Source organism: Streptomyces sp. NPDC015032, assembly GCF_043080425.1.
Lineage (GTDB): Bacteria > Actinomycetota > Actinomycetes > Streptomycetales > Streptomycetaceae > Streptomyces.
The window spans coordinates 67,441-91,183 of sequence record NZ_JBIBVN010000007.1 but is presented as its reverse complement, the minus strand read 5'-3'; the positions used below and the strand labels follow the sequence as shown (position 1 = coordinate 91,183).

Sequence of the window (23,743 nt, the reverse complement as noted above, 5' to 3'; positions counted from 1 at the left end):
GGGGCCCGAGCGTGACGATTCTGGAGAACATCCGGGGGCCGCACGATCTCAAGACGCTGAGCGACGTACAACTCGGTGAACTCGCCGAGGAAATAAGGCAGTTCCTCGTCTTGGCAGTGGCGAGGACCGGCGGTCATCTGGGCCCCAACCTGGGAGTGGTGGAGCTCTCCATCGCGCTGCACCGGGCCTTCGACTCTCCGGTGGACCGCATCCTGTGGGACACCGGGCACCAGAGCTATGTGCACAAGCTGCTCACCGGGCGTCAGGACTTCTCCAAGCTCCGCCGCCAGGGGGGCCTCTCCGGCTACCCCTGCCGCGAGGAGTCCGAGCACGACGTCATCGAGAACTCGCATGCCTCGACCGTCCTCGGCTGGGCCGACGGCATGGCCAAGGCTCACCAGGTGCTGGGGCGGAGCGACCATGTCGTGGCCGTCATCGGTGACGGTGCCCTCACCGGCGGAATGGCCTGGGAAGCGCTGAACAACATCGCGGCGGCGCGGGACCGGCCGCTGATCATCGTGGTGAACGACAACGAGCGTTCGTACGCCCCGACGATAGGCGGCCTCGCCGATCACCTCGCCACCCTCCGTACCACCGACGGATACGAACGCTTCCTCTCGTGGGGCAAGGGGGTGCTCCAGCAGGCGCCGGTCATCGGGCAGCCGCTGTACGAGTCGCTGCACGGCGCGAAGAAGGGCTTCAAGGACGCCTTCGCCCCGCAGGGCATGTTCGAGGACCTCGGACTCAAGTACGTCGGGCCGATCGACGGGCACGACATCGCGGCCGTCGAATCCGCGCTGCACCGGGCGAAACGCTTCCGTGGCCCGGTGCTGGTGCACTGCCTCACCGAGAAGGGGCGCGGCTACCCGCCCGCGCTCCAGGACGAGGCCGACCGCTTCCACACCGTGGGTGCGATGGATCCGCTGACCTGCGCACCGCTCGTTCCGACGGGAGCGCCGTCCTGGACCTCGGTGTTCGGGGACGAGATCGCCGAGATCGGCGCGGAGCGGCCGGACGTCGTGGCCATCACCGCGGCGATGCTGCACCCCGTCGGACTGACCAAGTTCGCCGAGGCGTTTCCCGACCGGGTCTGGGACGTCGGGATCGCCGAGCAGCACGCCGCGGTCTCCGCGGCGGGACTCGCCACCGGCGGACTGCATCCGGTCGTCGCCGTCTACGCCACTTTCCTCAACCGGGCCTTCGACCAGCTGCTGATGGACGTCGCGCTGCACAAGTGCGGGGTGACTTTCGTCCTCGACCGGGCCGGGGTCACCGGACCGGACGGGCCCTCGCACAACGGCATGTGGGACATGTCCGTGTTGCAGGTGGTTCCCGGACTGCGGATCGCCGCCCCGCGCGACGCCGACGAACTGCGCGCCCAACTCCGTGAGGCCGTCGACATCGACGACGCGCCCACCGTGATCCGGTTCCCCAAGGAGTCGGTGGGGGAGCCGGTCCCGGCCATCGACCGGATCGGCGGAATGGACGTGCTGCACCGGGCGGACGACGCCGATGTGCTGCTCGTGGCCGTCGGTGTGCTCGCCCCGGTCTGTCTGGGCGCCGCCGGCCTGCTGGCGAGCGGCGGTGTCCGCTGCACCGTCGTCGACCCGCGCTGGGTCAAGCCGGTCGACGAACAGCTGGCCCCGCTCGCCGCCCGGCACCGGCTGGTCGCCGTCGTCGAGGACAACAGCCGTGCGGGGGGCGTCGGTTCGGCCGTCGGGCAGGCGCTGCGGGATGCCGGGGTCGACATACCGCTTCGGACATTCGGCATCCCCGAGCAGTTCCTCGGCCACGGAAAACGCGCCGAGGTGCTGGCCGACATCGGGCTCACACCGGTCGAGATCGCCGGGCGGATCAGCGCCGCACTGGCCGGCAAGGAAGCAGCGAGAAGGACCGAGGAGAGCGGGGCATGAAGGACGACGGGCCCAAGGGCTTCGATCTGGCGCAGCTTCTCGCGGAGCGCGGCGCCGAGCGCTACGAGCTGCACGCGAAACACCTCAATCACCAACTGCCCCGCATGTTGCACACCATCGGCTTCGACAAGGTCTACGAACGGGCCGAGGGGGCGCACTTCTGGGACGCGGACGGCAATGACCACCTCGACATGCTCGCCGGATTCGGGGTGATGGGCCTCGGCCGGCACCACCCCGTCGTACGCAAGGCCCTGCACGACGTCCTGGACGCCTCGCTCGCCGACCTCACCCGCTTCGACTGCCAGCCGCTGCCCGGGCTGCTGGCGGAGAGGCTGCTCGTCCACAGCCCGCATCTGGACCGGGTCTTCTTCGGCAACAGTGGTACGGAGGCCGTCGAGACCGCGCTGAAGTTCGCCCGGTATGCCACGGGCAGGCCCAGGATCCTCTACTGCACCCACGCCTTCCACGGGCTGACGACCGGCTCGCTCTCGGTCAACGGGGAGAGCGGCTTCCGGGACGGCTTCGCACCGCTGCTGCCGGACACCGCCATCGGACTCGGGGATCTCGACGCGCTGAGGCGTGAGCTGAAGCGCGGCGATGTGGCGGCACTGGTCGTCGAGCCGATCCAGGGCAAGGGGGTCCACGCCGCGCCGCCCGGCTTCCTGCGGGCCGCGCAGGAACTGCTCCACAAGCACCGGGCGCTGCTCATCGCCGACGAAGTGCAGACCGGCCTCGGAAGGACCGGCGACTTCTACGCGTACCAGCACGAGGAGGGCGTCGAACCCGATCTGATCTGTGTGGCCAAGGCCCTCTCCGGCGGCTATGTGCCGGTCGGGGCGACTCTCGGCAGGGACTGGATCTTCAAGAAGGTCTACTCGTCGATGGACCGGGTCCTGGTCCACTCCGCGAGCTTCGGCTCGAACGCCCAGGCGATGGCTGCCGGGCTCGCGGTCCTGGCGGTGATGGAGGACGAGGAGATCGTCGCGGGTGCGCGGCGCACCGGCGATCTGCTGCGCGAACGGCTGGCCGCGCTGGTCGGCCGTTATGAGCTGCTGCACGAGGTGCGCGGGCGCGGGCTGATGATCGGCATCGAGTTCGGCCGACCGTCGTCACTGAAGCTGCGCAGCCGCTGGACGATGCTGCAGGCGGCCCGTAAGGGCCTCTTCGCACAGATGGTGGTGGTGCCCCTGCTCCAGAAGCACCGCATCCTCACGCAGGTCTCCGGCGATCATCTCGAAGTGATCAAGCTGATTCCGCCGCTGGTGATCGGGGAGCCCGAGGTCGATCGGTTCGTCACTGCGTTCACCGCGGTCATGGACGACGCGCACAGCGGTGGCGGGCTGATGTGGGACTTCGGCAGGACCCTGGTGAAACAGGCCGTCGCCAACCGCTGATCGCGCAGGCTCTTCCGGCCTGTGCGACTTTTGCCTCGGAGGTAAGAAATTTGCCTACGAGGAAAGTTCCTGGCCCAATGGGTACATGAACACTCCAGACGGAGGGGTGGCCGACGAGCTGCCCGGGGTTGCGCCACGGCTGCGCGATCTGCGCCGTGGCCGTGGTCTCACCCTGGAGACCGCCGCCCAGCGGGCGGGGCTGTCGCCCGCCCATCTCTCCCGGCTCGAAACGGGTCGTCGGCAGCCCTCGCTGCCGATGCTCCTCGGTCTTGCCAGGATCTACGGTACGACGGTCTCCGAACTGCTCGGCGAGACGCCCCCCGAACGGGAGGCGATCATCCGCGGCGGGAAGTTCGAGGGGGCCGAGGCCGACGGCTGGATGTACCAGCAGGCCGGCGGCTCCGGCCGGGCGATGCAGGCGCTGCGCGTCCGGGTTCCGTACGGCGCACAGGGTGATCTGGTCCGTGTCCATCCCGGCGAGGAGTGGCTGTACGTGCTCATCGGGCATCTGCGGGTCACGCTCGGGGACACCGTGCACGATCTCGCCCCCGGTGACAGCGCGCACTTCGACTCGCTCACCCCGCACCGGATCACGGCCGTCGACCACGACGGTGCCGAGCTGCTCTTCGTCCACACCCTGCTGCAGAGCCCCGCCGCCGAGCTGTGTCTCGGCAGCGGCATCCACCGTCCCTGACCGGCCCGTCCGGTTGTCAGAGAGGACTGTCATGTCCGATTCCGAGAACTTCGACCCACTGGGGTCCAAGAAGAACTACGAAGCCCAGGAGCGGAAGTTTCCGCGCGGCGTGGTCATCCGGCTGTTCGCCTACCTCATCGCCGGACACATCTTCGCGGCCTTCCTCTACCTGCTCTTCGCGGTGGCCGGCAAGGGCTGACCACCGCCGCCGGGCGATTCGCGCTACGCCTCGTCGAGGAGGCGGCCGCGCAGCCGCTCACGGGTCTCGGGGGCGAGCTTCAGCCCCTCGGAGAAATACCGGTCCGTGCCGCCCCAGGTCTCCTCGATGGTGTCGAAGGCCGCGGCCAGATAGTCGGCATGGGTACCGAAGAGCGGATTGAGCAGCTCCATCACCTCGGCCGACATGCCCTCCGCCGGGGTGTCGCTGCGCCGGACCTTGTAACGACGGTGGGCGTCATTGGATTTCAGGTAGTCGGCCTCGATGGCGTCGCGCTCGACGCCGACCGCGAGCAGTGACACCGCGATCGACAGCCCGGCCCGGTCCTTGCCAGCCGCGCAGTGCATCAACGCGGGAACGCTGTCCTCGGCCAGGGCGTGCAGGACCCGGCTGTGCTCGGCTGTGCGGTCCCGGACGATCGAGCGGTATGAGGCGATCATCCGGTTCGTCCCCTTGTCGTCCGCGAGGACCGAGCGCAGCTGGTCGAGGTCGCCGTCGCGGACCATCTGCCAGAACTCGGCGCCGTCGGCGGGGTCGGAGAGCGGAATGCTGACATTCCGCACGCCCGGCAGCTCCACGTCCGGACCGTCGAGCCGGTGGTCGGCCGCATTGCGGAAGTCGAAGACCGTGTGCAGACCGAGAGTGCCGAGAAATGCCGCGTCCTCGGTGGTGGCGTGCGCGAGATGACCACTGCGGAAGAGCCGCCCGTACCGCACCCGCCGGCCGTCGACGGTGGGCAGTCCGCCCACGTCACGGAAGTTGCGGACACCCGCCAGCTCGGGTTCCGTCGACGAGGTCTGGGGCAACTGCTGCGTCACGGTGTCTCCTGGAGTGTCTGGCTTCGGCGCGAGCCGCCGACAAGGCCACTCCCGCGACGATACGACATTGATTCCTCAGGCAATCATCTCGGCCGATGGTTGTCGATACCCCGGTGAACCCCTGTGCCCCCGCGGCGAATCCGTCCGTTGAATTCCCCGCCGGACCGTTGCCCGCTCACCTGGCGATGGTTGATGATGTGCGGAACTGTTGGAATGTGGGGGCAAGATGATCGAGACTGGTGGCAAGGGCCGGACCTGGCTGCTCACCGGGGCGAGCAGCAGCTACGCACTGCGACTCACCGAGCGGGACGAGCTGATCCATCTGCACTGGGGGCCGCGCATCTCCCTGGCCGCTGCCGAGGCGCTGGCCGCGGCGCCGGAGCAGCCCGTCAGGGCTTTCGAGTCCCCGCTCGACGGCCGCGAGGAGTATCCCGTGGAGGGCGGCCCCCGGTTCGTCCGCCCGGCCCTCTCGGTGCGTACCCCGGAGGTTCGCGGTACCGAGTGGGCTTTCACCGACGCCGCGGTGGACGGGGACGAACTCCGTATCGCCTTCGCCGACTCCCTGCACCGGCTCGCCCTCACCCTGCACTACCGGATGCGGGACGACTCCGATGTCGTCGAGCGATGGGTCACCGTCGCCCACTCCGGGCCGGACGGTCCGCCGCTGGAGCTGCTGCGCGCCGACGCGGCGGCCTGGGCGCTGCCCGCCCGCGACGCCTGGCGGCTGAGCCGGCTGCACGGCCGCTGGGCGGCGGAGTCGCAGCTCGCCCGGGCGGGGCTGATGTACGGCGAGAGCATCATCTCCAGCAGGCGCGGCCACACCGGGCACCAGTACCTGCCATGGGTGGCACTCGACGCCGACGGAGCGGCGACCGAGGAGAGCGGAGAGGTCTACGGCTGCGCGCTCGGCTGGTCCGGGTCGTGGCGGATCTCCGTGCAACGGCTCCCCGACGGACTCGTGCAGATCACCGGCGGTGCCGGCCACGACGACTCGGGGCTGCTGCTGCTCATGCCGGGGGAGTCGTACGTCACACCTGTCTTCGCCGGTCTGTGGAGCGCGGAGGGATTCGGCGGGGCGAGCCGCGCCTGGCACGCGTGGCAGCTGGCCCATGTGATCCCGGACTCCCTGAGCCCGCGTCCGGTGCTCTACAACTCCTGGGAGGCGACGGGCTTCGACATCGGGCAGGACCAGCAGCGCGCCCTCGCCGAGCGCGCCGCCGCGATGGGCGTCGAACTGTTCGTCGTGGACGACGCGTGGTTCGGACGGCGCACCAGTGACCGGGCGGGGCTCGGCGACTGGACGCCGAATCCGGACCGCTTTCCCGGTGGCCTCAAGCCGCTCGCCGACGAAGTGCACGGTCTCGGCATGCAGTTCGGTATCTGGGTCGAGCCGGAAATGGTCAATGCAGACAGCGATCTCTATCGCGCGCATCCTGACTGGGTGCAGCACTTCCCCGGGCGGACGCGGACCGAGTTCCGTAATCAACTGGTGCTCAATCTTGCCCGCGCCGATGTGCAGGAATATCTCTGGGAGCAGCTGGACACACTGCTCTCCAGCGCACCCATCGACTATGTGAAATGGGACTTCAACCGCTCCTTCACCGACGCGGGCTGGCCGGGCGAGGAGTATCCGCAGAGGCTCTGGGTCGAGCATGTCGACGCCCTGTACGCGCTGATCGGCCGTCTCCGGGCCGCGCACCCCTCGGTCGCCTTCGAGTCCTGCTCCGGCGGTGGCGGCCGGGTCGATCTGGGGATTCTGTCCCGTACGGATCAGGTGTGGACCTCGGACAACACCGACCCGCTCGACCGCCTCGCCATCCAGGAGGGCTTCGGTCAGATCCACCCGGCCCGGGTGATGGCCGCCTGGGTCACCGACAGCCCGAACGTCCAGCTCAACGGCAGGGGCAGTTCACTGCGCTTCCGTTTCGTGAGCGCGATGGCCGGCGTGCTCGGGGTCGGCGGGGACCTCGCCGAGTGGAGCGAGGAGGAACTGGCCGAGGCGCGGGACTGGGTGGAGCTCTACAAGGAGATCCGGCCGGTGGTGCAGTACGGCGCGCTGTACCGGCTGCGCGCCCCGCGCGGCGGGCTCAGTGCGGTCCAGTACGTCCGCGGGGACGAGACCGTGGTCCTGATGTGGCTGGAGGCGCAGAGGTACGGGGAGCTGCCCCCGGCCCTGCGGCTGCGCGGACTCGACCCCGAAGCGACGTACACCTGCCTGGACACGGGGGCGGTGCACCACGGTTCGGCACTGCTCCATCAAGGGCTGCACACCGGGCTTCGGGGGAATCTCGACGCACGGGTACTGAGGCTCCGACGCGAACGATGAGAAGAGATGTCCATGATGGGTGGATTTGATTCAACATGCCCTGTCTGTACAGGGGATGACCGCCCTCTCGTGAGCGGAATCATATCCGTGACGGTGTGTGCCGACGGGGCGGTCGGTCATTCCGTGCACGGTGCGGAAATTCAAGATCCTTAATCCACGGAGTGTGACCAGAATTCCGCGCCGAATTCCTGGTGCGGATTCCGGCATGGAATCAGTGGCTTGTTCTCTTCGTCCCGGCTCGCTTACGGTCACCGTCAATCCGGATGGACCGCCTAATCCTGCCGCCGTCCGGAATTCGCATCCACTCATCGTGCGGCAGGAGCGGGGGAACCAGGTAGGCCGCCGATCGGGGAAATCCGGCCGGCTCGGGGTGAAGTCGCGCTCGGCGCGGCCGGGCATCTCCAGCCCGAACCCGACAGCTCACCTCGTAGGCGCCGGAGAGGAAGCTCGTCATGCCCATATCGGCTAAGCATCGTCGTACGAAGGCCGGAATCATCGCCCGTGGCGTCGCCGCCGCGGGCGCCGGCGGCGCCGTCATCGCACTGCCGCTGCTCGGCGCCACGGGTGCCAGCGCCGCGGAGCAGGCCGCCCCGGCCGTCGCCCCGCAGTCGGCCTCCGCCGCCGAGCACGCCACCCCGGTCAAGCCGGTCGCGCAGGAGCAGGCCGCCACCACGACGTACTCCGTCGTCTCCGGCGACTGGCTGTCGAAGATCGCCGCCGAGCACAAGATCGAGGGCGGTTGGCAGAAGCTGTACCAGGACAACCGCTCGGTCGTCGGCGACGACCCCGGCCTGATCCTCCCGGGCATGAAGCTGACGCTCGGCGGCACGGCGGCGGACCACTCCGCGCCCACCGGTGCGGGTGCGGGCGCGGCCCTCCCGTCGAAGGCCCCCTCGGTGTCCTCGTCGGCCGCGGTGAAGTCGGCGCCGGCGAAGTCCGCCCCGGCCAAGGCCTCGGCGGCCACGGAGTCCAAGACCTCCGCCCCGGCCTCCCGGAGCAACAGCTCCGGCTACGCGCACCCGGTCCCCGGCAACCACACCACCGGTTACCGCGCCTCCGGCTCCAACTGGTCCAGCGGCAGCCACACCGGGATCGACTTCCCCGTCTTCACCGGCACCAGTGTGAAGGCCATCACCTCCGGCACCGTCGTCACCGCCGGCTGGGGTGGCGCCTACGGCAACCAGGTCGTCATCAAGCACGCCGACGGCCACTACTCGCAGTACGGCCACCTGTCCTCGATCTCCGTCGCGGCGGGCCAGTCCGTGAGCACCGGTCAGCAGATCGGCCTCTCCGGTTCGACCGGCAACGCCACGGGACCGCACCTGCACTTCGAGGTCCGCACGGGCCCGGCATACGGCTCGGACATCAACCCGATCGCCTTCCTCGCTTCGCACGGCATCTACGTCTGAGCCGGACGAACGGGTGGCTGAGCAACACGGCATGACCTGAGCAGCACAGGAGGGGCGGTGCGCGGCGGCGCACCGCCCCTCCTGCTTATTCCCCCTTTACCTAAACCTGACCGGGTGGTCTATCTCACCACCCGTCAACCCCTTATTACGGTCGCGTAGGTCACATTCAGCAGTGCAGGATAGGCGTTTGTGGCAGACGATTCGAGAAAAAATCAACGTGGCGTCATCAACCGACAGGGCGTCATCGGGTCGTACGCGGCGATTGGCGACAGTTTCACCGAAGGAGTCGGTGATCCCGGCCCGGACGGGACCTTCGTCGGCTGGGCGGACCGATTCGCGGTACTTCTCGCGGACCAGCTCCCGGACCCCGATGCGGATTCGAGCACCGACGGCTCCGCACACGGGAATTTCAGATACGCCAATCTCGCCGTACGCGGACGCCTCCTCGACCAGATCGTCGAGGAGCAGGTGCCGCGCGCCAAGGAGCTCGCACCCGACCTGGTGAGCTTCTGCGCGGGCGGCAACGACATCATCAGGCCCGGCACGGACCCCGACGACGTGGCCGAGCGCTTCGAGCGCGCGGTCGCCGAGCTGACCGAATCGGTCGGCACCGTGATGGTCACCACCGGCTTCGACACCCGTGGCGTTCCCGTGCTGCGCCATCTGCGCGGCAAGATCGCCACCTACACGGCCCATGTGCGGGCCATCGCCGACCGCTACGACTGCCCGGTCCTCGACCTGTGGTCGCTGCGATCCGTCCAGGACAGGCGCGCCTGGGACGACGACCGGCTCCACCTGTCGCCCGAGGGACACACCAGGGTCGCGCTGCGCGCCGCCCAGGTCCTCGGCCTCGACGTGCCGGCCGATCCCGACCAGGAATGGCCCCCGCAGGCACAGCGCGGCACGCTCGAAGTACGGCGTGACGACATCCACTGGGCGCGCGAGTACCTGGTGCCGTGGATCGGCCGACGGCTGCGCGGCGAGTCCTCCGGCGACCATGTCGAGGCCAAGCGGCCCGACCTGCTGCCGCTCTAGTTGTACTGACCCGTGAGGTCAGGGACGCGGCTGGCGGGTGGTGTCCTCGCTCGCCGGACGGGCCTGGGCCGCCGGGCCCGCCCGGCGGCCCGCGCCCGTCAGCCGCGAGAAGACAGCGGCGGACCCGGTATCCGCTCCAGCACCCCGCCCGCGAAGACGTCGTACAGCGGCAGCGTCTCCAGATGCACATAGCCGATGTGGCAGTCGCAGACGGCCAGTGGGCAGGCGCGCGGGGCGAGCGAGCGCCGGTAGCTGCCGTCGTAGAGGTTGCCGAGCTCCGCCGGGACGAAATGGCAGCGCCGCACCGTGCCGTCGCCGTCCACCGAGATGACCGACTCGCCCGTCCGGCAGGGCAGTCCGGCCGACCGGTGCGGATGCCGGCTGTACGGGAAGAGCGGGTCGATCGCCGTCCAGCGGTCCGCCTCCTCGTCCGTATAGGTGTGCCCCTCCGCGGCGTTCACCCAGAGGTAGACCTCGTCCGGCAGCGCGGCACGCAGCCGCCGGGCCTCCTCGAGATGCTCGTCGAGCCCGACGACACCCACGCTGTGGCGAATGCCCAGCGCGGCCAGTTCCCCGCACTTGCCGAGGAACCGCTCGTACGGTGTCTGCCCCGGGTGGTACGTGCACCACAGCGCGATCTTCTCGCGACCGGCGTCACCCGCCTCCGCCAGCCAGCCCGTCCGGCTGCTGAGGTTGGTCTGGATCGCGACCCGGCCGACGTGCGGCAGCTGTGCCAGTTCGACCAGCGCGCGCCGGTACCAGGAGCGGACCAGGCCCTCGCCCCACGGGGTGAAAAGAACCGAGATCCGGTCACCGGTCTGCGCCGCGGCCCACGCGGTGAACCGCTCCAGCGCGGCGCGGTCGGCACGCAACTGCTCCTGGCTGTCGCGCCGCTTGGCGAACGGGCAGTAGGGACAGTCGTAGTCGCAGGAGGCGAGCGGGCCGCGATAGAGGATGGTCAGGTCCACGGGCGCGCTCACTTCAGTTCGTACGCGGCCATCGCGGCCCGCACCTCGGGGGAGAAGAGTTCCGGGCCCAGGGCGTCGGAGTGGGCCAGGCCCTCGGGGGAGAGCCGTAGCAGTCCGGATGCCCCGGCCGCCGCGTCGAGCCAGCCATGTGCCTCGAACCGGGCCAGTTCGGCCGGGAAATCGTCGGCCGGGGAGGCGCCGAACCGCTCCCGGTAGTCGGCCAGTCGCAGCCCCTCGGCCTGGAGCACCGACTGCAGGAGGTGACGTCGGCGCGCCTCGTCGCCGCCGACATACCGTCCGACCTCGGCGCGAGAGAAGTCCTCGGTGGCCGTGTAGCCGTCGATGATCGCCCGGACCTCCCGCATCTCCACCGCGTAGTCGAAGGAGTAGTGCAGCCTCGTGGTGTACGAGCGGGCTCCGCACCCCAGGCCGATCATGCCGTCGGTCTGGCAGGCGTAGTCGTCGGGGCCGTCCGTCCGCGGGGCGTCCGCGCGGCGGAACATCCGCATGGAAACCTGCTCGTAGCCGTGGGCGAGGAGATGGTCGCGGCCCGCGCGGTACAGGCGCAGCCGCTGCTCGTCCCAGGCGGCGTCGGCCGCCGCCTCGCCGTCGGAGCCGAGCCGCCCGAGACCGGTCAGCGGACGTACGTACAGCGGGTAGAGGTACAGCTCCTCCGGCCGCCAGCCCAGTGCCGCGTCCAGCGAGGAGCGCCAGCTCTCCTCGGTCTGCCCGTCGATGCCGTAGATGAGGTCGATGTTCAGGATCGGGATCCGGGCATCACGTATCCGGTCGAGCGCCGCCTCCACATCGGTCCGCCGCTGCGGCCGCACGGCCGCACGCGCCTCCGCCTCGACGAAGCTCTGTACCCCGATGCTGATCCTGGTCGTACCACGGTCGGCGAGCACGGCCAGCCGGTCGGCCGTCGCGGTCGACGGCGACGTCTCGACCGACAGCGGAACGGCCCGCAGATCGGCGCCCATCCGTTTCTCGGCGATGTCGCAGAGCCGTTCCAGCTCCGCGGCGGTCAGGAACGTGGGAGTGCCCCCGCCGAACGCCGCCGCGGCGAACCGCACCGGCTCCGCGTCGCCCAGCGCGTCCCGGACCGCGGTGGCCTGCCGGTCCAGCGCGTCGAGATAGCGGGTCGTCAGCTCGTCGGGAGCGCCGATCCGGGTGAAGAGATTGCAGAAGCCGCAGCGGACCTCGCAGAACGGTATGTGGAGATAGAGCGAGAGCGCGTCCTTGCGCTCGGCCGCCCAGAGCTCGCGCAGCGCCGGCCGCTCGGCGAGCGGCCGGTAGGCCGTCTTGTGCGGATAGGCGTAGACATAGCTCTGGTACGGGCGGGTGGACCGCGCGACGGTCGTGGTGCGGCTCATGGTGCGGTGGCCCCCGGTTCCAGGAAGAAGTGCGCGTAGGGAACGGTCCAGACGGACTCGTGGCCGAGCCGGTGGCCCGTGTAGCCGTCGTCCCCGTACGCCGTGCCGTGGTCGGAGCAGACGATGGCGAAACAGCGGCGGCGGCTGCTCGCGGCGGCGAAGAGCCGCCCGATGTGGGCGTCGACGTACTCCAGCGCGGCGGCGTGGGTGGCGCGGGAATCCCCCGCCTCGCGAGTGGCTCCCGGCCGGTGGAACCAGTTGGGCTGGTGCAGTGCGGACACATTGACGAAGAGGAACAGCCGCTGTTCGGAGGGGAGTTTGGCGACGACCCGCTCGACACGGGACACCTGCGCCTCGAAGGAGGTCGGCGAGGCCACACCGAACTCCGGTTCCCAGTGGCTCTCCTGGAACATGCCGGGCAGCACGGAGCCCAGTGGCCCCTGCTGATTGAAGAAGCCGACACCGCCGACGCACACCGTGCGGTATCCCACGTCGGCCAGGCCGGACAGGAGATCGGGGGTGTCGAAGACAAAGGTGCCCGAAGCGGTGGACTCACTGCCCGCGAAACGTGCCGCGAACAGCCGGGGGTGTGGCCCCGGGCCGGCCGGCGTCGGCAGGAATCCGGCGAAGATCGCCTGGTGGGAGGCGTAGGTGAAGCTGCCGGGCGCATGCCGCTTCTCCCAGACGCCGCCCGGCAGATGGCGCGCCAGATGCGGGATGCGCCCGGCGGCGGCGAGCTCCGCCGCCACGTCGTAGCGCAGTGTGTCGAGGGTGACGAGCAACAGGTCGTGGCTGCCCACGACCTTGCTCATGTCCGGGTTCCGGGCCGTTGCGAGGGCGGGCACGGTGTCAGGGAGTGGCGGTTGCACGGTGGTTCCTTGCTCTGTTCAGTACGGCGGCGACCTGCGCCGCATAGGTGTCCTGGCCCTCGGCACCGCTGCCGGCAAGTCCGGTCAGCCGTGGAAGCAGATCGCCGAAGGCGTTGACCTCGCCGACGGCGAAGCGCCGCCAGCCGGTCGCGGGCAGCAGGTCGACGCCCACGCACAGCGTGTCCGGGAAGCATGCCGCGGCCCGTTCGCACAGGGCCAGGGCCTCGGCCCAGCTGCCGCCCGCGGCCTCGACGGCCGCGCGGACGCCGTCGAGTTCTCCGCGCGCGCCGCCGAGGTGGAGATTGGTCATGGGGGAGTGGCTGGTGCGCACGACGGCATGGGTGGCCCGGCCCGCCACCACCACGACCCGCAGGTCCGCCGCCCGCCCGTGCTGAGTGGCCTTGGGCAGCCAGCGTTCGATGTGCAGTCCGTCCGGTGCGAGCGCGTCGACGATCGCCGCGACCTCCCGCTCCGTCGTGCAGCGGCGAACCCGCAAGGAGTTGTGGAGCCGGCCCGCCGCGTCCCGTTCCACCGATGTGGTGGCCCTGACCCGGCCGGGCCCGGCCGTCTCCACGGCCAGGACCCCCGAGGCGGACGAGCCGTGCGCGAGCTTCACGAACGCTCTGGGCATGCGGTGGGCCGTCATCCGCTCGCGTACGTCCGCCCAGTCGCGCACCACGGGTGCCGCGGCCCCCGAAGTCGGCGAGGGCGGTACGCGGACCCCGGCGCTGTCCAGCACGGCATGGCAGAGCCGCTTGTCGAAGAGCACCGCGACGTCGCCGGGGTCGTCGAGCAGCACGGCGCCGGCGGCGGCAGCAGCCTGCGCCACCGCCCGTACGGCCTCGGTGAACCGGGCGTACCACAGGGCGGTCCCCTCGACCCTGGTCGGATCACCGACCGCCCTGAGCAGCCGCTCCACCTCGGCGTCCTCACCGGGCGAGTCCATCCGTACGGTCTCGCCCGGCCGGAAGACGGCTTCGCCGCGCAGGACGTCCAGCCAGGGCACGACGCGCGCCGCAGGCAGCCCGGCGGCGCGCACGGCGTCCTGGAAGAGCGCGACCCGGCGGTTCCCGGGCACACCCACGACGGCGAAGCGCGGCGCCGGGCCGGTGGTGCTACTCGCTGACGGCGACATAGCGGTGGTCGTCCTCTTCCGGATCCCAGTACTCGACGTCGTCGATCTCACCATTGACCCGATCGGGACCGAGCAGGTTCCTGAGACGGTCCATCAGCGAGGCGCCGATGTAGTGGTGATGCAGATCCAGCGAGGCGAGATGGGTGAGCGGCTGGCCCGAAAGCAGCGCTTCGGCGCCCTCGTCGCTCAGGGTCCCCATCGCGAGGGAGAGCGACTCCAGCTGGGCGACGACCGGGGCGGAGGCCACCGCGGCCGCGATCTCGTCCTGGATCTCGCTGTTCTGCAGCCCCAGGTGGCGCAGGGCGGGGAACGCCGCACCGGACAGCAACGGGGCGAGGTCCCCGACCGTCGTGTCCCCGCCGTACTCGGTGACGCCGAGCCAGAGTTCGAGGTGCTCCAGCGCGGGCAGCTCCGATGCTCCGACCGCCCGCACGATGGCGGAAGGCAGACCGCCGGACTCGAACCGCAGCTTCTTGAGCGACTGGTGCCGCACCGGCCGCAGACCGAGTGTCGTCCGGCCCTCGATCCGCTCGCCGCAGCCGCGTACGGTCAGCTCCTCCAACTGCCCGAACGCCTCGATCACCGGAGTGATGTCGGACATGACCAGCCATGACAGCTCGCACTCCTCGCTGACGACATCGGCGAGGAAGAGTGCCCGCAGCGCCGGGAAGCGGTCCGCGTGAGTGGTCAGCAGTTCGATGACCGGGGCGACGGATTCGTAGTCGTTCTGCCACCAGGGGCCGATCAGCAGGGCCCGGACACGTGAGGTGTCGACCGTGTCCAGGAAGTGCTCCCAGAGCCTGGTGAACGTCGGATCGCCGTCCCAGTCGCTCTGCAACCGCCAGGCGACCGAGTCGGCGGCCGGGAGCGGCTCGGCGTGGTCCCCGTCAGGTCCCGGCAGGGTCAGGACGGGCAGACCGTGAAACGTCTCGGGGTGTTCGATGTCCGTCATCGCCCCTCACTCCGAAACCGCGGTGTAGCGGCCTTCGGCACCGCGGTCGTCCCAGGGTTCCGAGCGTTCCGACACATCGACCCGCACGCCGTGCGGCTCCAGTGCCTGAGTGATCCGGCGCTCCATCGGCTCGGTCATGAAGTGGTGCTGCAGATCGAGCCGTTCGAGATGGGTGAGCGGCTGGCCGTCCAGCAGCGCCGCCCCGCCCTCGTCGCCCAGCGTGCCGTACGACAGATCGAGGACGCGCAGCTGGGCGACGACCGGGGCGCCCGCGACGGCGGTCGCGATCTCGTTCTGCAGCTCGCTGTTGCGCAGGCCGAGGTGAGTGAGCCCGGGAAAGCGGGAGCCGGACAGCAGTGGTGCCAGGTCCGCCACATCCGCGTCGCCCCCGTACGCGGAGACGCCGAGCCAGAGGTCCAGCCGTTCCAGCGCGGGCAGCTCGCTGTCCAGAATGCCGCGGATCACCCCGACCGGAAGGCCACCGGTCTCGATGGTCAGCGAACGCAGCCGCTCGTGCTTCGAAGGGGAGAAGACCAGGTCCGTGCCGCCGCGCACACCCAGTTCGAGCAGACCGGGGAAGGCCTTCAGCAGCTCCGTGACATCCGACTGCTCGATCCAGGAGATCTCGTTCTCCTCCTGGGTCATGTCGCCGACGAAGACGGCCTCCAGCGAGGTGAGCCGGCCGGCCGCGGCGGTGATCAGACCGATCGGGTAGGACGACTTCTCCTCGTACGACTCGCCCCACTGACCGATGATCAGCGCACGGACCCCGGCCGGGTCGACGGCTTCGAGGAACGCCTCGAACGCTTCCTCCCAGGTCATCTCGGACTCGTCGTCGTACGGATCGACCGAGATGCGCCAGGCTGCCGCATCGGCGGCCTGAGCGGGCGCCTTGCCTGCCGCGTGTTGGAAGTCGACAACGGGAAGGCCGAGCAACTCGTGCAGATGGTCCACACCGGACATGACCATGAGCTCCTGGTACTGGGGGACAGCTGATGTCTGCAAGGTTTATCAAGCCGCACTGACAACGGCGCGACCGGGACCGTGCGCCAGGTGCGCACCGATGCCCGCCGGATCCGGTCGCCGGTCGATTGTCAGACCCCTCCCTTAGCGTTTTTCCCGTGGCCGGCACAGCGGGTGCGGTCATCGAGGGGAGACGTCTGTGTACCGGCAGGGCGATGTACTGATCGTGTCGTTGGAGGAGTCGGCGGTGCCCGCGCACCTCGTGGACGCGCCGGGTGAACCGAGGGACGGGCGGGGGCGCATGGTCCTCGCGCTGGGCGAGGTCACCGGCCATGCCCACGCGGTTCAGGGGCCGGGCCGGCTGATGCGTGAGGCGGGTGCCTTCGGGCCGATGCTGCTCCATCTTCCCGAAGGCGGCCGGGTGGTGCACGAGGAGCACGCGGCGATACCACTGCCGAAGGGCTGGTACCGCGTGGTGCGCCAGCGGGAGTACGCGCCGGGGGCGATCCGTATTGTCGCGGACTGAGCGGACTGACGCTGCCGGGCCCTGGTGGGCACCGACGACAAGAGCGGCACCTCGGTGGCCCGGAGCGCACAAGATCGCCGGTGGACACGAACGCACCGGCTCGGCGAGTCGCTCGACACCGAAGCGCACAACACCGAAGCGCACAACACCGAAGCGCACAACACCGATACACAGGATTCAGGGGACGGGGAAAACCGATGCAGTATGTGGACTCATGGCGGGCCGTGGCGGCGGCGACCGGTGCGGCGGACCGGGCCGCGGCCGAGGACGGGCTGCGGCTCGCCTACCGCAGTGCGGGACTTGCCGAGCCGGAGCGGATCATCTGGGCCGACTCGCCCAGGGCCGCCGTGGAGGCCGTCGGGAAGCTCGTCGACGCCGGACGCTCGGTGCGTGACGAAGTGCGGACCCGGCCCTGGGCACAGGAGCGGCGCCGTATGTACGACGAGCTGGGCCCGGCGGGCTGGTCCGCCCTGTGGTCCGCCACCGGGGCACAGCTCTGGGAGACCACGGCGGCGCTGGCCGAGCGGATCAGGGCCGGTGTCGTCGCGGACCTCGCGGAAAAGCCCGCGGACGAGTCCGATGTCCGGCTGGTGCTGCTCGACGCGGTCCTGGGTCAGCACGATGCGGCCTGGCTCGCCGCGTTCGACGGCCGGGGCGACCGGCTGGACGGCCTGGCCGAGGTGGCCAGGCACGCCGGCTGGTGGTGGCCCTTTGAGCGTGTCGTGGTGATCAGCGAGCGCCCGGAAGCGCTCCACCGGGACGAGGCGGGCCGGCTCGACCGCGGGGACGGCCCGGCGCTCGCCTACCGGGACGGCTTCGCCCTCCATGCCTGGCGCGGCATGCCCGTGCCCGCCGAATTCCTCGCGGAACTGAACTCCCTGACGCCCAAGCGGATACGTGAGGAGGACAACGCGGAACTGCGCCGCGTCATGCTGGAGTTCTACGGCTACGACCGCTACCTCACCGAGTCGGGTGCCGAGCCGGTGCACCGGGACGAGACAGGTGTCCTGTGGCGGATCGCGCTGGACGGCGACGAGGACGTGACGATGGTCGAGGTGGTCAACTCCACTCCGGAGCCCGACGGCACCAGCCGCACCTACTGGCTGCGGGTCCCGCCCACCACGAGGACCGCGAAGGGCGGCGTGGCCTGGACGTTCGGACTCGATGAGAGCGCGTACGCACCTGTGCGTCAGACCTGACCGCCGCAGGCCCGGCGGACGGGGGCGTTTCAGGTCGTGGCGTCGAGGTGGGCACCGATCCCGAGGAAGGCCGGTACCAGCGGGGCCGGGGCGACCGAGGGGGACATGACCTGGGAGGCGAAGTGCACGATGACCGGGTCCGGCTCGGGGGAGATGAGGAGGCGCCGGCCGTGGATGCCGTCGGCCATGAAGGACTCGTGGGGGTCGTTCAGGATCCACCGGAGGCCGTGGTAGGAGAGCGTGGCGGGCGAGTCCGGCGGCGCCGCCGGGAAGCGGACATGCCGGGGGTAGCCGTCCGGTACGCCGGTGGCGATCGTCCTGGCGACGCCCTCCGGCACGACCTGCCGGTCACCGATGGCGCCGCTGCAGCGGATCGCGGCCGACCGGCGTAGCTCATCAGGGTGCCCATGTGCAGCAGATCCGTCGCCCCGCGCGTCGCCGGACGCTGTTCCTTCGAGTTCGGGGACGTACCGGGAAGTCGGCGCGTCGCGGTCGAGCAGCCACCGACCCGAAGCGGCGGCCGTCGTCAGCGGCAGTACGTGGCTGTCGCCGCCGTCCGCCCCGAACGCGACGCGGAACGGCAGGGTGTCCCTCACCCGGACCGCCGGACGGCCGCACCCCGGTGCGAGCCCTCGCGGGGAGACGTATCAGGCCGTCAGAGTCGTGCGGTCGATGCCGAGTTCGCGGGCGAGCGCATCATCGGTCCAGGCCAGCATCGTGGCCCGGGAGAGCGGGCCCGCGTACGAGGTCATCTGCACCGCCAGGCCGTCCAGCAGGGCGGTCAGTCGCCAGGCCGCGGTCATCGGGTCGTCGCAGTGGAACTCACCGGCGGCGGCGCCCTCCTCGATGACCTCGGCCAGCTCAGCCTTCCACTGCTGGTCGAGATCGCCGGCCACATTGCGCAGCGCCGGGTCGCGCAGCGAGACGGCCCAGCCCTCGATCCACAGCCGCCAGCCCTTGGCCTGGCCCGTCGGCGCGTACCAGCGGACGGCGGCGCGCAGCCGCCGTACCGCACTCGTGCGGCGGCCCAGCAGCTTGCGCAGATGGGCGAGGTCGGCCTCGGCGGCATGCACGAAGGCGGCCGCGACCAGCTTCTCCTTGGTCGAGAAGTGGTAGAGCACGAGTGCGTTGCTCACCCCGAGCACGGAGGCCACGTCCGCGATCCGTACTGCCGCGACCCCGCGCACCTCGATCTGTTCGACGGCAGCACGCAGGAGCTCCTCGCGTCGTTCCGCCACGCCCAGCCGTACTCTCGCCACGGCGTCACCCTAACGAATGCGCGGGGTCCGGACGGGCAGGGGGCGGAGCCGCGTACGACTCCGCCCCCGTGGTCATCCGACGCGCGGCGCGCCGGCCCGCACTGTCAGTTCCCCGAGCACCACATGCCGGGGCAGCCGGAGTTGTGCGCGTCGAGGAGGTCTCCGTCAGCGAAGCGCCGGAGCCGTCCGTGACGGTGGACCTCAGACCGGCCTCGGCCGTCCCGAGGGCCGGTACGGCGACCTTCCAGGGGCCGTTCGCCAGGACATTCACACCTGTGAAGTCGTGTGCTTTCAGGGGGCGGTGAGGTGAGAGTGCCAGAAACATGGCGGATCGGGGGCGGGTCGGTGCCGGCGGGAAGCTGTCACGGCAGGTACACGCCGTGGACGTCGGCGGCCGGAGCCGTCATGCCCCGGCCCGCGGCGGGGATCAGCGGTACCAGCCGAAGCGCTCCGCCATCACCGGAAGCCGGTCCGCGACGATGGCATGCGCGGCGGCCCGGGGGGTGCAGCCGTCGGCCTCGGCGCGGGCCAGCATCAGGTCGATCAGGGCCCGCATCGCACGGCGGGTGTGTCCGAACGCCTCTTCGGCGTCCGCGCCGATGTCGCCGAACAGCGTCCACCACCACCAGGCGTTCGTGCCGGAGTTGACGACGACGTCCGGCAACACCGTGATCCCGCGCGCCGCGAGCAGTTCCTCCGCCTCGGCGAGTACGGGCATGTTGGCCGCCTCGACCACCCAACGAGCCTGTACCCGGGCCTGGTTGGCGGCATCGATTGCGTACGAGACGGCGGCCGGCACCAGTATCTCGGCTTCCTGCGCCAGCCAGGCGTCCGAGGGCAGCTCCCGGTCCTCGTCCCGGAGCGCGCCGCGGTCCACCGTCCCGTACCCGTCCCTGGCGGCCAGCAGTGCTTCGACGTCCAGGCCGGCCGGATTGGCGATCGTGCCCTTGACGTCGGCCACGGCCACCACCCTCAGCCCGGCCCGCGCCAGGAACCGGGCCGTCGCCCCGCCCATGGTGCCGAGCCCCTGTACGGAGACCCTCGCCTCCCGGTGCGGGACGCCCGCCCGGTCCAGTGCCGCGAGTGCCGACTCGGCGACCCCGCAGCCGCCGACGAGCTCGTCGAGCCCGATGCCGTCCACCTCGACGGCGAACGCGTCGGCGAGGCGCCGCCGGGCCGCCGTCTCGTCGTCGAGCAGCGGATAGACGGCCTGGACCGAGGAGACGAGCCCGGCCTCGGCCGCCGCCCGGTCCACGATGTCCTGGGTGAGTCCGAGGTCCTCGCCCGTCGTCCACATGTTCTCGACGTACGGGCGCACCGCCCGCAGGTAACGCACCAGGACGCCGTACGCCTCCGGGGCGCGCGGGTCGCAGTCGATGCCGCCCTTCGCGCCGCCCAGCGGTATGTAACGGGCCCCCGTGCCATCGGCGTCGAAATGGAGGGCTTCCTTCATCGTCATGCCGCGGGCCAGCCCCGCCACCTCGTCCAGCGTGCACCCCGCCCGCATCCGCAGTCCGCCACTGGCCACCCCGCGCACCAGCCGGTCCACGACCAGATGTCCCCGGCGGCCGGTGACATGGTCGGTCCAGGTGAGCGATATCAGCGGGGCGGACGGGGCGGTGGAACGGGACACCAGGGGTGTCGTCATCGGGAGGTCTCCTCGGTCACGGTGGTCACGGCGGGCCCGGGGCGGTCGGGGCAGGGGGCTGGAACTCTCGGAGCCCGCCGTATGCCGGCGTGCTGCTTCCCGGCGGCCGTGCGGGCACGCCGACCTCTCCGCGGGCGGCCGCCGTCAGCAGGTAGGTCTACTGAACCGCCGGTCAGTATCGGGAGGCGGGAGTGCCCGTGTCAATGCGGCCACTGCTGAATCGGCGTTCAGTGGCAGGGCCGCATTGTTCAGCGGCTCGCGGGGTGCTCCGCCTCGCACCGGTCCTTGAAGCCCTGGCTGGTCAGACCGAGGGCGGAATGGGTGCGGGAACGCATGTTCTCCACCGAGACCATGGTCGTCAGCTCGACGAGCGCCGCTTCGCCGAGCGCGGTCCGCAGCCGTTCCACCAGCTCGTTCCCGACCTCGGGCGGGGTGAGGCTCATCGCCTCCGCGTACGCCATGACGTCACGTTCCAGCGGGGTGTACGCCTCGCTCTCGTGCCACACCGGTACATCGCGCAGCTTGCGCGGGTCCATGCCGTGACGGTGGTTCTCCCAGTAGCCGAAGTCCATGCACCAGCTGCAGCCGACGGTGGCCGCGGACGTCATGACGGCCAGCGCCTTGAGCTGCGGATCCAGCTTCTTCCAGCGGCCCACCGCCAGCTCGAAGCGGATCCCGGCCCACAGCACCCCGGTGTGGTGGGCAGCGGTCCGAAGGGGATCGATGACCTTGCCGTACGTACGGTTCGAGTACCACGACGCGGCACGGTAGAGGAGGGTGCGAGGCGGGGTGAGCGAGATGCGTGCGGTCATGACCGGTCTCCTTCGGTACGGCTCGGACGCCGGCCGGCGGCGCTGCGGGACGCCGTCGGCCGACCGTGTTCACGGGTGTGACGGACGGGGGGCCCTGGGATGTGACACGCGAGCGCGGCCGGATCCGGAATCCTGTGGCGGGCACGGACGTTGGATCCGGCATGACGGGATTCGACGCACAGCAGGAAGCGCTGCTCGGGCTGCTCGGTGAGGAGAGCGGTGGCGTGCTCGTGACACTCAAGCGCGACGGCAGGCCCCAGCTGTCCAATGTCAACCACTTCTACTGCCCCGGGGAGCATGTCCTCCGTGTCTCGGTCACCGAGGACCGGGCGAAGACGAGAAACATCCGCCGTGACCCGCGGGCGAGCTACCACGTCACCGGCGCGGACCGCTGGGCGTGGACGGTCGTGGACGGCACGGCCGAGCTGTCCCCGGTCGCCGCCGACCCGTATGACGCGACGGTGGAGGAGCTGATCACGCTCTACCGCGACATCCGGGGCGAACACCCTGACTGGGACGACTACCGCAGTGCGATGGTCCGTGACCGCCGGGTCGTGCTGCGACTGCACGTCGAACACGCGTATGGGCAACCGCGTGGCTGAGGGAACCCGGTCCGGCGATCGGCCCGCCGCCCGTTCCGCTCCCGCATTGTCGTACTCCCGCCCATAATGAGACGAAACCGACTCCCTCAGGAGATGTTTTGACCGGCGCTGATCCTTTGCCTCCGTTCCGCACCCGGCTGCGTTCGCTGCGTCCCGCCGCATTCGGCGCCGATCCGGACGGTGCCCGCATGGAGCGCATCCGCCGCTCACCCAACTTCGCCGACGGCGTTTTCCAGAACCCCGTGGGGGCGCGGACCAGGCCGTCCGGGTCCACTCTGGAGTTCGCGAAGGTCTACTTCCGCAAGGAGGAACGGGCCCGCAGGGCCCCGGTCGGCACCGTGCCGGTGCATGCCACCACGTACGCCGACCTCGCCGAGCCGCCCGCCAGCGGGCTGCGGCTCACCTGGATGGGTCATTCCAGTGTGCTCGCCGAGATCGACGGCCGGCGGGTGCTCTTCGACCCGGTGTGGGGCGAGCGCTGCTCGCCCTTCGCCTTTGCCGGGCCCAAGCGGCTGCACCCCGTGCCGCTGCCGCTCGCCGCGCTCGGCCCGGTGGACGCGGTGGTGATCTCCCACGACCACTACGACCACCTCGATCTGCCGACGATCCGTGCCCTCGCGGGCACGGACACGGTGTTCGCCGTCCCGCTCGGAGTCGGCGCCCACCTGGAGCGATGGGGCGTGTCCACGGACCGGATGCGGGAACTGGACTGGAACGAGACCGCGAAGATCGCCGGGATCGGCCTGACGGCCACCCCGGCCCGGCACTTCTGCGGCCGGGGTCTGCGCAATCAGCAGCACACGCTCTGGGCGTCCTGGGCCGTCGCGGGACCCGAGCACCGCATCTACCACAGCGGCGACACCGGCTATTTCCCCGGCTTCAAGGACATCGGCGCCGAACACGGCCCGTTCGATGCGACGATGATCCAGATCGGGGCCTATTCCGAGTACTGGCCCAAGAACCACACGGACCATACGCCGCTGCCTGGTGGGTGGCCCGATATACATATGACGCCGGCTCAGGGGATCCAGGCGCACCTTGACCTGCAAGGGGGCAAGCCGCACGGCGTCATGATGCCCATCCACTGGGGCACCTTCACTCTCTCCGTGCACCCGTGGGCAGAGCCCGGAGAGTGGACCAAGGATGCAGCCGAGGAAGCCGAGCAACCAGCCGCATTTCCTCGGCCGGGCGAGCCCTTCGAACCCGCGGGAACGCTTCCCCTGGACCCCTGGTGGCGGTCCGTCGCTGCCCCGATTGCACACCCCTGGCGCCGCAGCGGGGCGGTGGACGTTACTCAGGGTACGGACAATCGCGATCTTGATCTCGCAGGTGAGCGGTGACTCGGGGCAGGGGTGAAATGAAGTTTCCCGGTGACCTCGGGCAGATCGTCGTTTCGCCGTGAGGGCCTGGTCCTGTGGGTGACGCAGGCGTGTCTCGTGGGGCGTGAGGCAGCCCCAGCGGATGTGTTTGCGTAGACGGCGTCGGTTGCAGAAGGTCTCGACGAAGTCGAAGCTGTCGCCGACGCCGTCGCCGTCGGCGAAGCTGCGGATGTGGACCTGGTGGATGACGGCGTTGCGCCGCCAGGGAGTGGAGCGGTGGTGGCGGGCACGGTGTTGTTGCTCCTTGGCCGT

General features: G+C 70.4%; 22 protein-coding genes and 1 riboswitch. Of the genes, 11 read left to right on the top strand and 11 right to left on the bottom strand.

The features are described 5' to 3' along the window. Positions 1-11 precede the first annotated feature (11 nt). The 4 genes from dxs to ACF08M_RS13500 all read left to right on the top strand — a co-directional run bounded on the left by dxs (position 12) and on the right by ACF08M_RS13500 (position 4,200). Entirely contained in the window at positions 12-1,913 is a 1,902-nt protein-coding gene (dxs, locus tag ACF08M_RS13515; protein ID WP_392185391.1) for a 1-deoxy-D-xylulose-5-phosphate synthase, read from the top strand. After that, positions 1,910-3,307 (top strand): aspartate aminotransferase family protein, encoded by a 1,398-nt coding sequence (locus ACF08M_RS13510; RefSeq protein ID WP_392185390.1) that lies wholly within the window; start codon positions 1,910-1,912, stop codon positions 3,305-3,307. Before dxs ends, ACF08M_RS13510 begins: the two co-directional genes overlap by 4 nt. Positions 3,308-3,392: 85 nt before the next feature. Beyond that, a complete protein-coding gene (locus ACF08M_RS13505) occupies positions 3,393-4,001 on the top strand; it encodes a helix-turn-helix domain-containing protein (protein WP_392185389.1) in 609 nt (202 codons plus the stop codon). Positions 4,002-4,032: 31 nt separating this feature from the next. Beyond that, the gene (locus tag ACF08M_RS13500) at positions 4,033-4,200 is read left to right on the top strand and encodes a DUF6126 family protein (protein WP_164495316.1); all 168 of its coding nucleotides are present in this window, start codon (positions 4,033-4,035) and stop codon (positions 4,198-4,200) included. A 23-nt stretch (positions 4,201-4,223) separates the two neighbouring features. Here ACF08M_RS13500 and ACF08M_RS13495 read toward each other — a convergent pair whose 3' ends face one another. Further along, entirely contained in the window at positions 4,224-5,036 is an 813-nt protein-coding gene (locus tag ACF08M_RS13495; RefSeq protein ID WP_392185388.1) for a tyrosine-protein phosphatase, read from the bottom strand. Between the two features lie 226 nt (positions 5,037-5,262). On the opposite strand from ACF08M_RS13495, the gene ACF08M_RS13490 reads away from it, so the two are divergent. The 3 genes from ACF08M_RS13490 (at position 5,263) to ACF08M_RS13480 (ending at position 9,806) form a co-directional block, all read left to right on the top strand. Further along, complete coding sequence (locus tag ACF08M_RS13490) at positions 5,263-7,362, top strand: alpha-galactosidase (protein WP_392185387.1); 2,100 nt, start codon at positions 5,263-5,265, stop codon at positions 7,360-7,362. Between the two features lie 292 nt (positions 7,363-7,654). Next, positions 7,655-7,811: riboswitch (cyclic di-AMP (ydaO/yuaA leader) on the top strand. A 3-nt stretch (positions 7,812-7,814) separates the two neighbouring features. Beyond that, positions 7,815-8,771, top strand: coding sequence for a peptidoglycan DD-metalloendopeptidase family protein (locus ACF08M_RS13485; protein WP_392185386.1), 957 nt, complete (start codon positions 7,815-7,817; stop codon positions 8,769-8,771). A 189-nt stretch (positions 8,772-8,960) separates the two neighbouring features. Further along, a complete protein-coding gene (locus tag ACF08M_RS13480) occupies positions 8,961-9,806 on the top strand; it encodes an SGNH/GDSL hydrolase family protein (RefSeq protein WP_392185385.1) in 846 nt (281 codons plus the stop codon). A gap of 98 nt (positions 9,807-9,904) precedes the next feature. Here ACF08M_RS13480 and ACF08M_RS13475 read toward each other — a convergent pair whose 3' ends face one another. Genes ACF08M_RS13475 through ACF08M_RS13450 form a run of 6 tightly spaced genes read right to left on the bottom strand, consistent with a single transcriptional unit; the run spans position 9,905 to position 16,066 of the window. Next, positions 9,905-10,774, bottom strand: a complete 870-nt coding sequence (locus ACF08M_RS13475; protein ID WP_392185384.1) for an STM4011 family radical SAM protein — start codon at positions 10,772-10,774, stop codon at positions 9,905-9,907. Between the two features lie 8 nt (positions 10,775-10,782). Continuing rightward, positions 10,783-12,147 (bottom strand): STM4012 family radical SAM protein, encoded by a 1,365-nt coding sequence (locus ACF08M_RS13470; RefSeq protein ID WP_392185383.1) that lies wholly within the window; start codon positions 12,145-12,147, stop codon positions 10,783-10,785. Then, a complete protein-coding gene (locus ACF08M_RS13465) occupies positions 12,144-12,959 on the bottom strand; it encodes an STM4013/SEN3800 family hydrolase (RefSeq protein ID WP_392185527.1) in 816 nt (271 codons plus the stop codon). The genes ACF08M_RS13470 and ACF08M_RS13465 overlap by 4 nt, the downstream gene beginning before the upstream one ends. A gap of 37 nt (positions 12,960-12,996) precedes the next feature. After that, positions 12,997-14,151: an STM4014 family protein gene (locus tag ACF08M_RS13460; protein WP_392185382.1), complete on the bottom strand. Its 1,155-nt coding sequence runs from the start codon at positions 14,149-14,151 to the stop codon at positions 12,997-12,999. Beyond that, positions 14,132-15,103, bottom strand: a complete 972-nt coding sequence (locus tag ACF08M_RS13455) for an STM4015 family protein (protein WP_392185381.1) — start codon at positions 15,101-15,103, stop codon at positions 14,132-14,134. Before ACF08M_RS13455 ends, ACF08M_RS13460 begins: the two co-directional genes overlap by 20 nt. A gap of 6 nt (positions 15,104-15,109) precedes the next feature. Next, positions 15,110-16,066 (bottom strand): STM4015 family protein, encoded by a 957-nt coding sequence (locus ACF08M_RS13450; RefSeq protein WP_392185380.1) that lies wholly within the window; start codon positions 16,064-16,066, stop codon positions 15,110-15,112. A 199-nt stretch (positions 16,067-16,265) separates the two neighbouring features. Between ACF08M_RS13450 and ACF08M_RS13445 the strand changes: the two genes are divergently transcribed. After that, a complete protein-coding gene (locus tag ACF08M_RS13445) occupies positions 16,266-16,592 on the top strand; it encodes a hypothetical protein (protein ID WP_392185379.1) in 327 nt (108 codons plus the stop codon). A 197-nt stretch (positions 16,593-16,789) separates the two neighbouring features. Next, the gene (locus tag ACF08M_RS13440) at positions 16,790-17,791 is read left to right on the top strand and encodes a DUF6745 domain-containing protein (RefSeq protein WP_392185378.1); all 1,002 of its coding nucleotides are present in this window, start codon (positions 16,790-16,792) and stop codon (positions 17,789-17,791) included. Positions 17,792-17,820: 29 nt separating this feature from the next. On the opposite strand, the gene ACF08M_RS13435 is transcribed toward ACF08M_RS13440, so the two are convergent. The 4 genes from ACF08M_RS13435 to ACF08M_RS13420 form a co-directional block, all read right to left on the bottom strand. Continuing rightward, positions 17,821-18,387 (bottom strand): hypothetical protein, encoded by a 567-nt coding sequence (locus tag ACF08M_RS13435; RefSeq protein WP_392185377.1) that lies wholly within the window; start codon positions 18,385-18,387, stop codon positions 17,821-17,823. A 51-nt stretch (positions 18,388-18,438) separates the two neighbouring features. Then, positions 18,439-19,050: a TetR/AcrR family transcriptional regulator gene (locus ACF08M_RS13430; protein ID WP_392185376.1), complete on the bottom strand. Its 612-nt coding sequence runs from the start codon at positions 19,048-19,050 to the stop codon at positions 18,439-18,441. A 427-nt stretch (positions 19,051-19,477) separates the two neighbouring features. After that, positions 19,478-20,698, bottom strand: coding sequence for a Glu/Leu/Phe/Val dehydrogenase dimerization domain-containing protein (locus ACF08M_RS13425; RefSeq protein WP_392185375.1), 1,221 nt, complete (start codon positions 20,696-20,698; stop codon positions 19,478-19,480). Between the two features lie 248 nt (positions 20,699-20,946). Then, positions 20,947-21,510, bottom strand: coding sequence for a carboxymuconolactone decarboxylase family protein (locus ACF08M_RS13420; protein WP_392185374.1), 564 nt, complete (start codon positions 21,508-21,510; stop codon positions 20,947-20,949). Positions 21,511-21,671: 161 nt separating this feature from the next. Between ACF08M_RS13420 and ACF08M_RS13415 the strand changes: the two genes are divergently transcribed. Next, positions 21,672-22,112, top strand: coding sequence for a PPOX class F420-dependent oxidoreductase (locus ACF08M_RS13415; protein ID WP_392185373.1), 441 nt, complete (start codon positions 21,672-21,674; stop codon positions 22,110-22,112). A 98-nt stretch (positions 22,113-22,210) separates the two neighbouring features. Then, on the top strand, positions 22,211-23,452 hold the full coding sequence (locus ACF08M_RS13410; protein WP_392185372.1) for an MBL fold metallo-hydrolase: 1,242 nt from the start codon (positions 22,211-22,213) through the stop codon (positions 23,450-23,452). Positions 23,453-23,743: the final 291 nt, after the last annotated feature.

What these genes read in the sequence shown, in the direction of transcription:
- ACF08M_RS13455 (WP_392185381.1), bottom strand. Translation starts at nt 15,103, where the DNA reads ATGACGGACATCGAACACCCCGAGACGTTTCACGGTCTGCCCGTCCTG.
- ACF08M_RS13500 (WP_164495316.1), top strand. Translation starts at nt 4,033, where the DNA reads ATGTCCGATTCCGAGAACTTCGACCCACTGGGGTCCAAGAAGAACTAC.
- ACF08M_RS13490 (WP_392185387.1), top strand. Translation starts at nt 5,263, where the DNA reads ATGATCGAGACTGGTGGCAAGGGCCGGACCTGGCTGCTCACCGGGGCG.
- ACF08M_RS13485 (WP_392185386.1), top strand. Translation starts at nt 7,815, where the DNA reads ATGCCCATATCGGCTAAGCATCGTCGTACGAAGGCCGGAATCATCGCC.
- ACF08M_RS13440 (WP_392185378.1), top strand. Translation starts at nt 16,790, where the DNA reads ATGCAGTATGTGGACTCATGGCGGGCCGTGGCGGCGGCGACCGGTGCG.
- ACF08M_RS13505 (WP_392185389.1), top strand. Translation starts at nt 3,393, where the DNA reads ATGAACACTCCAGACGGAGGGGTGGCCGACGAGCTGCCCGGGGTTGCG.
- ACF08M_RS13450 (WP_392185380.1), bottom strand. Translation starts at nt 16,066, where the DNA reads ATGTCCGGTGTGGACCATCTGCACGAGTTGCTCGGCCTTCCCGTTGTC.
- ACF08M_RS13415 (WP_392185373.1), top strand. Translation starts at nt 21,672, where the DNA reads ATGACGGGATTCGACGCACAGCAGGAAGCGCTGCTCGGGCTGCTCGGT.
- ACF08M_RS13465 (WP_392185527.1), bottom strand. Translation starts at nt 12,959, where the DNA reads ATGAGCAAGGTCGTGGGCAGCCACGACCTGTTGCTCGTCACCCTCGAC.
- ACF08M_RS13460 (WP_392185382.1), bottom strand. Translation starts at nt 14,151, where the DNA reads ATGTCGCCGTCAGCGAGTAGCACCACCGGCCCGGCGCCGCGCTTCGCC.
- ACF08M_RS13425 (WP_392185375.1), bottom strand. Translation starts at nt 20,698, where the DNA reads ATGACGACACCCCTGGTGTCCCGTTCCACCGCCCCGTCCGCCCCGCTG.
- ACF08M_RS13470 (WP_392185383.1), bottom strand. Translation starts at nt 12,147, where the DNA reads ATGAGCCGCACCACGACCGTCGCGCGGTCCACCCGCCCGTACCAGAGC.
- ACF08M_RS13510 (WP_392185390.1), top strand. Translation starts at nt 1,910, where the DNA reads ATGAAGGACGACGGGCCCAAGGGCTTCGATCTGGCGCAGCTTCTCGCG.
- ACF08M_RS13420 (WP_392185374.1), bottom strand. Translation starts at nt 21,510, where the DNA reads ATGACCGCACGCATCTCGCTCACCCCGCCTCGCACCCTCCTCTACCGT.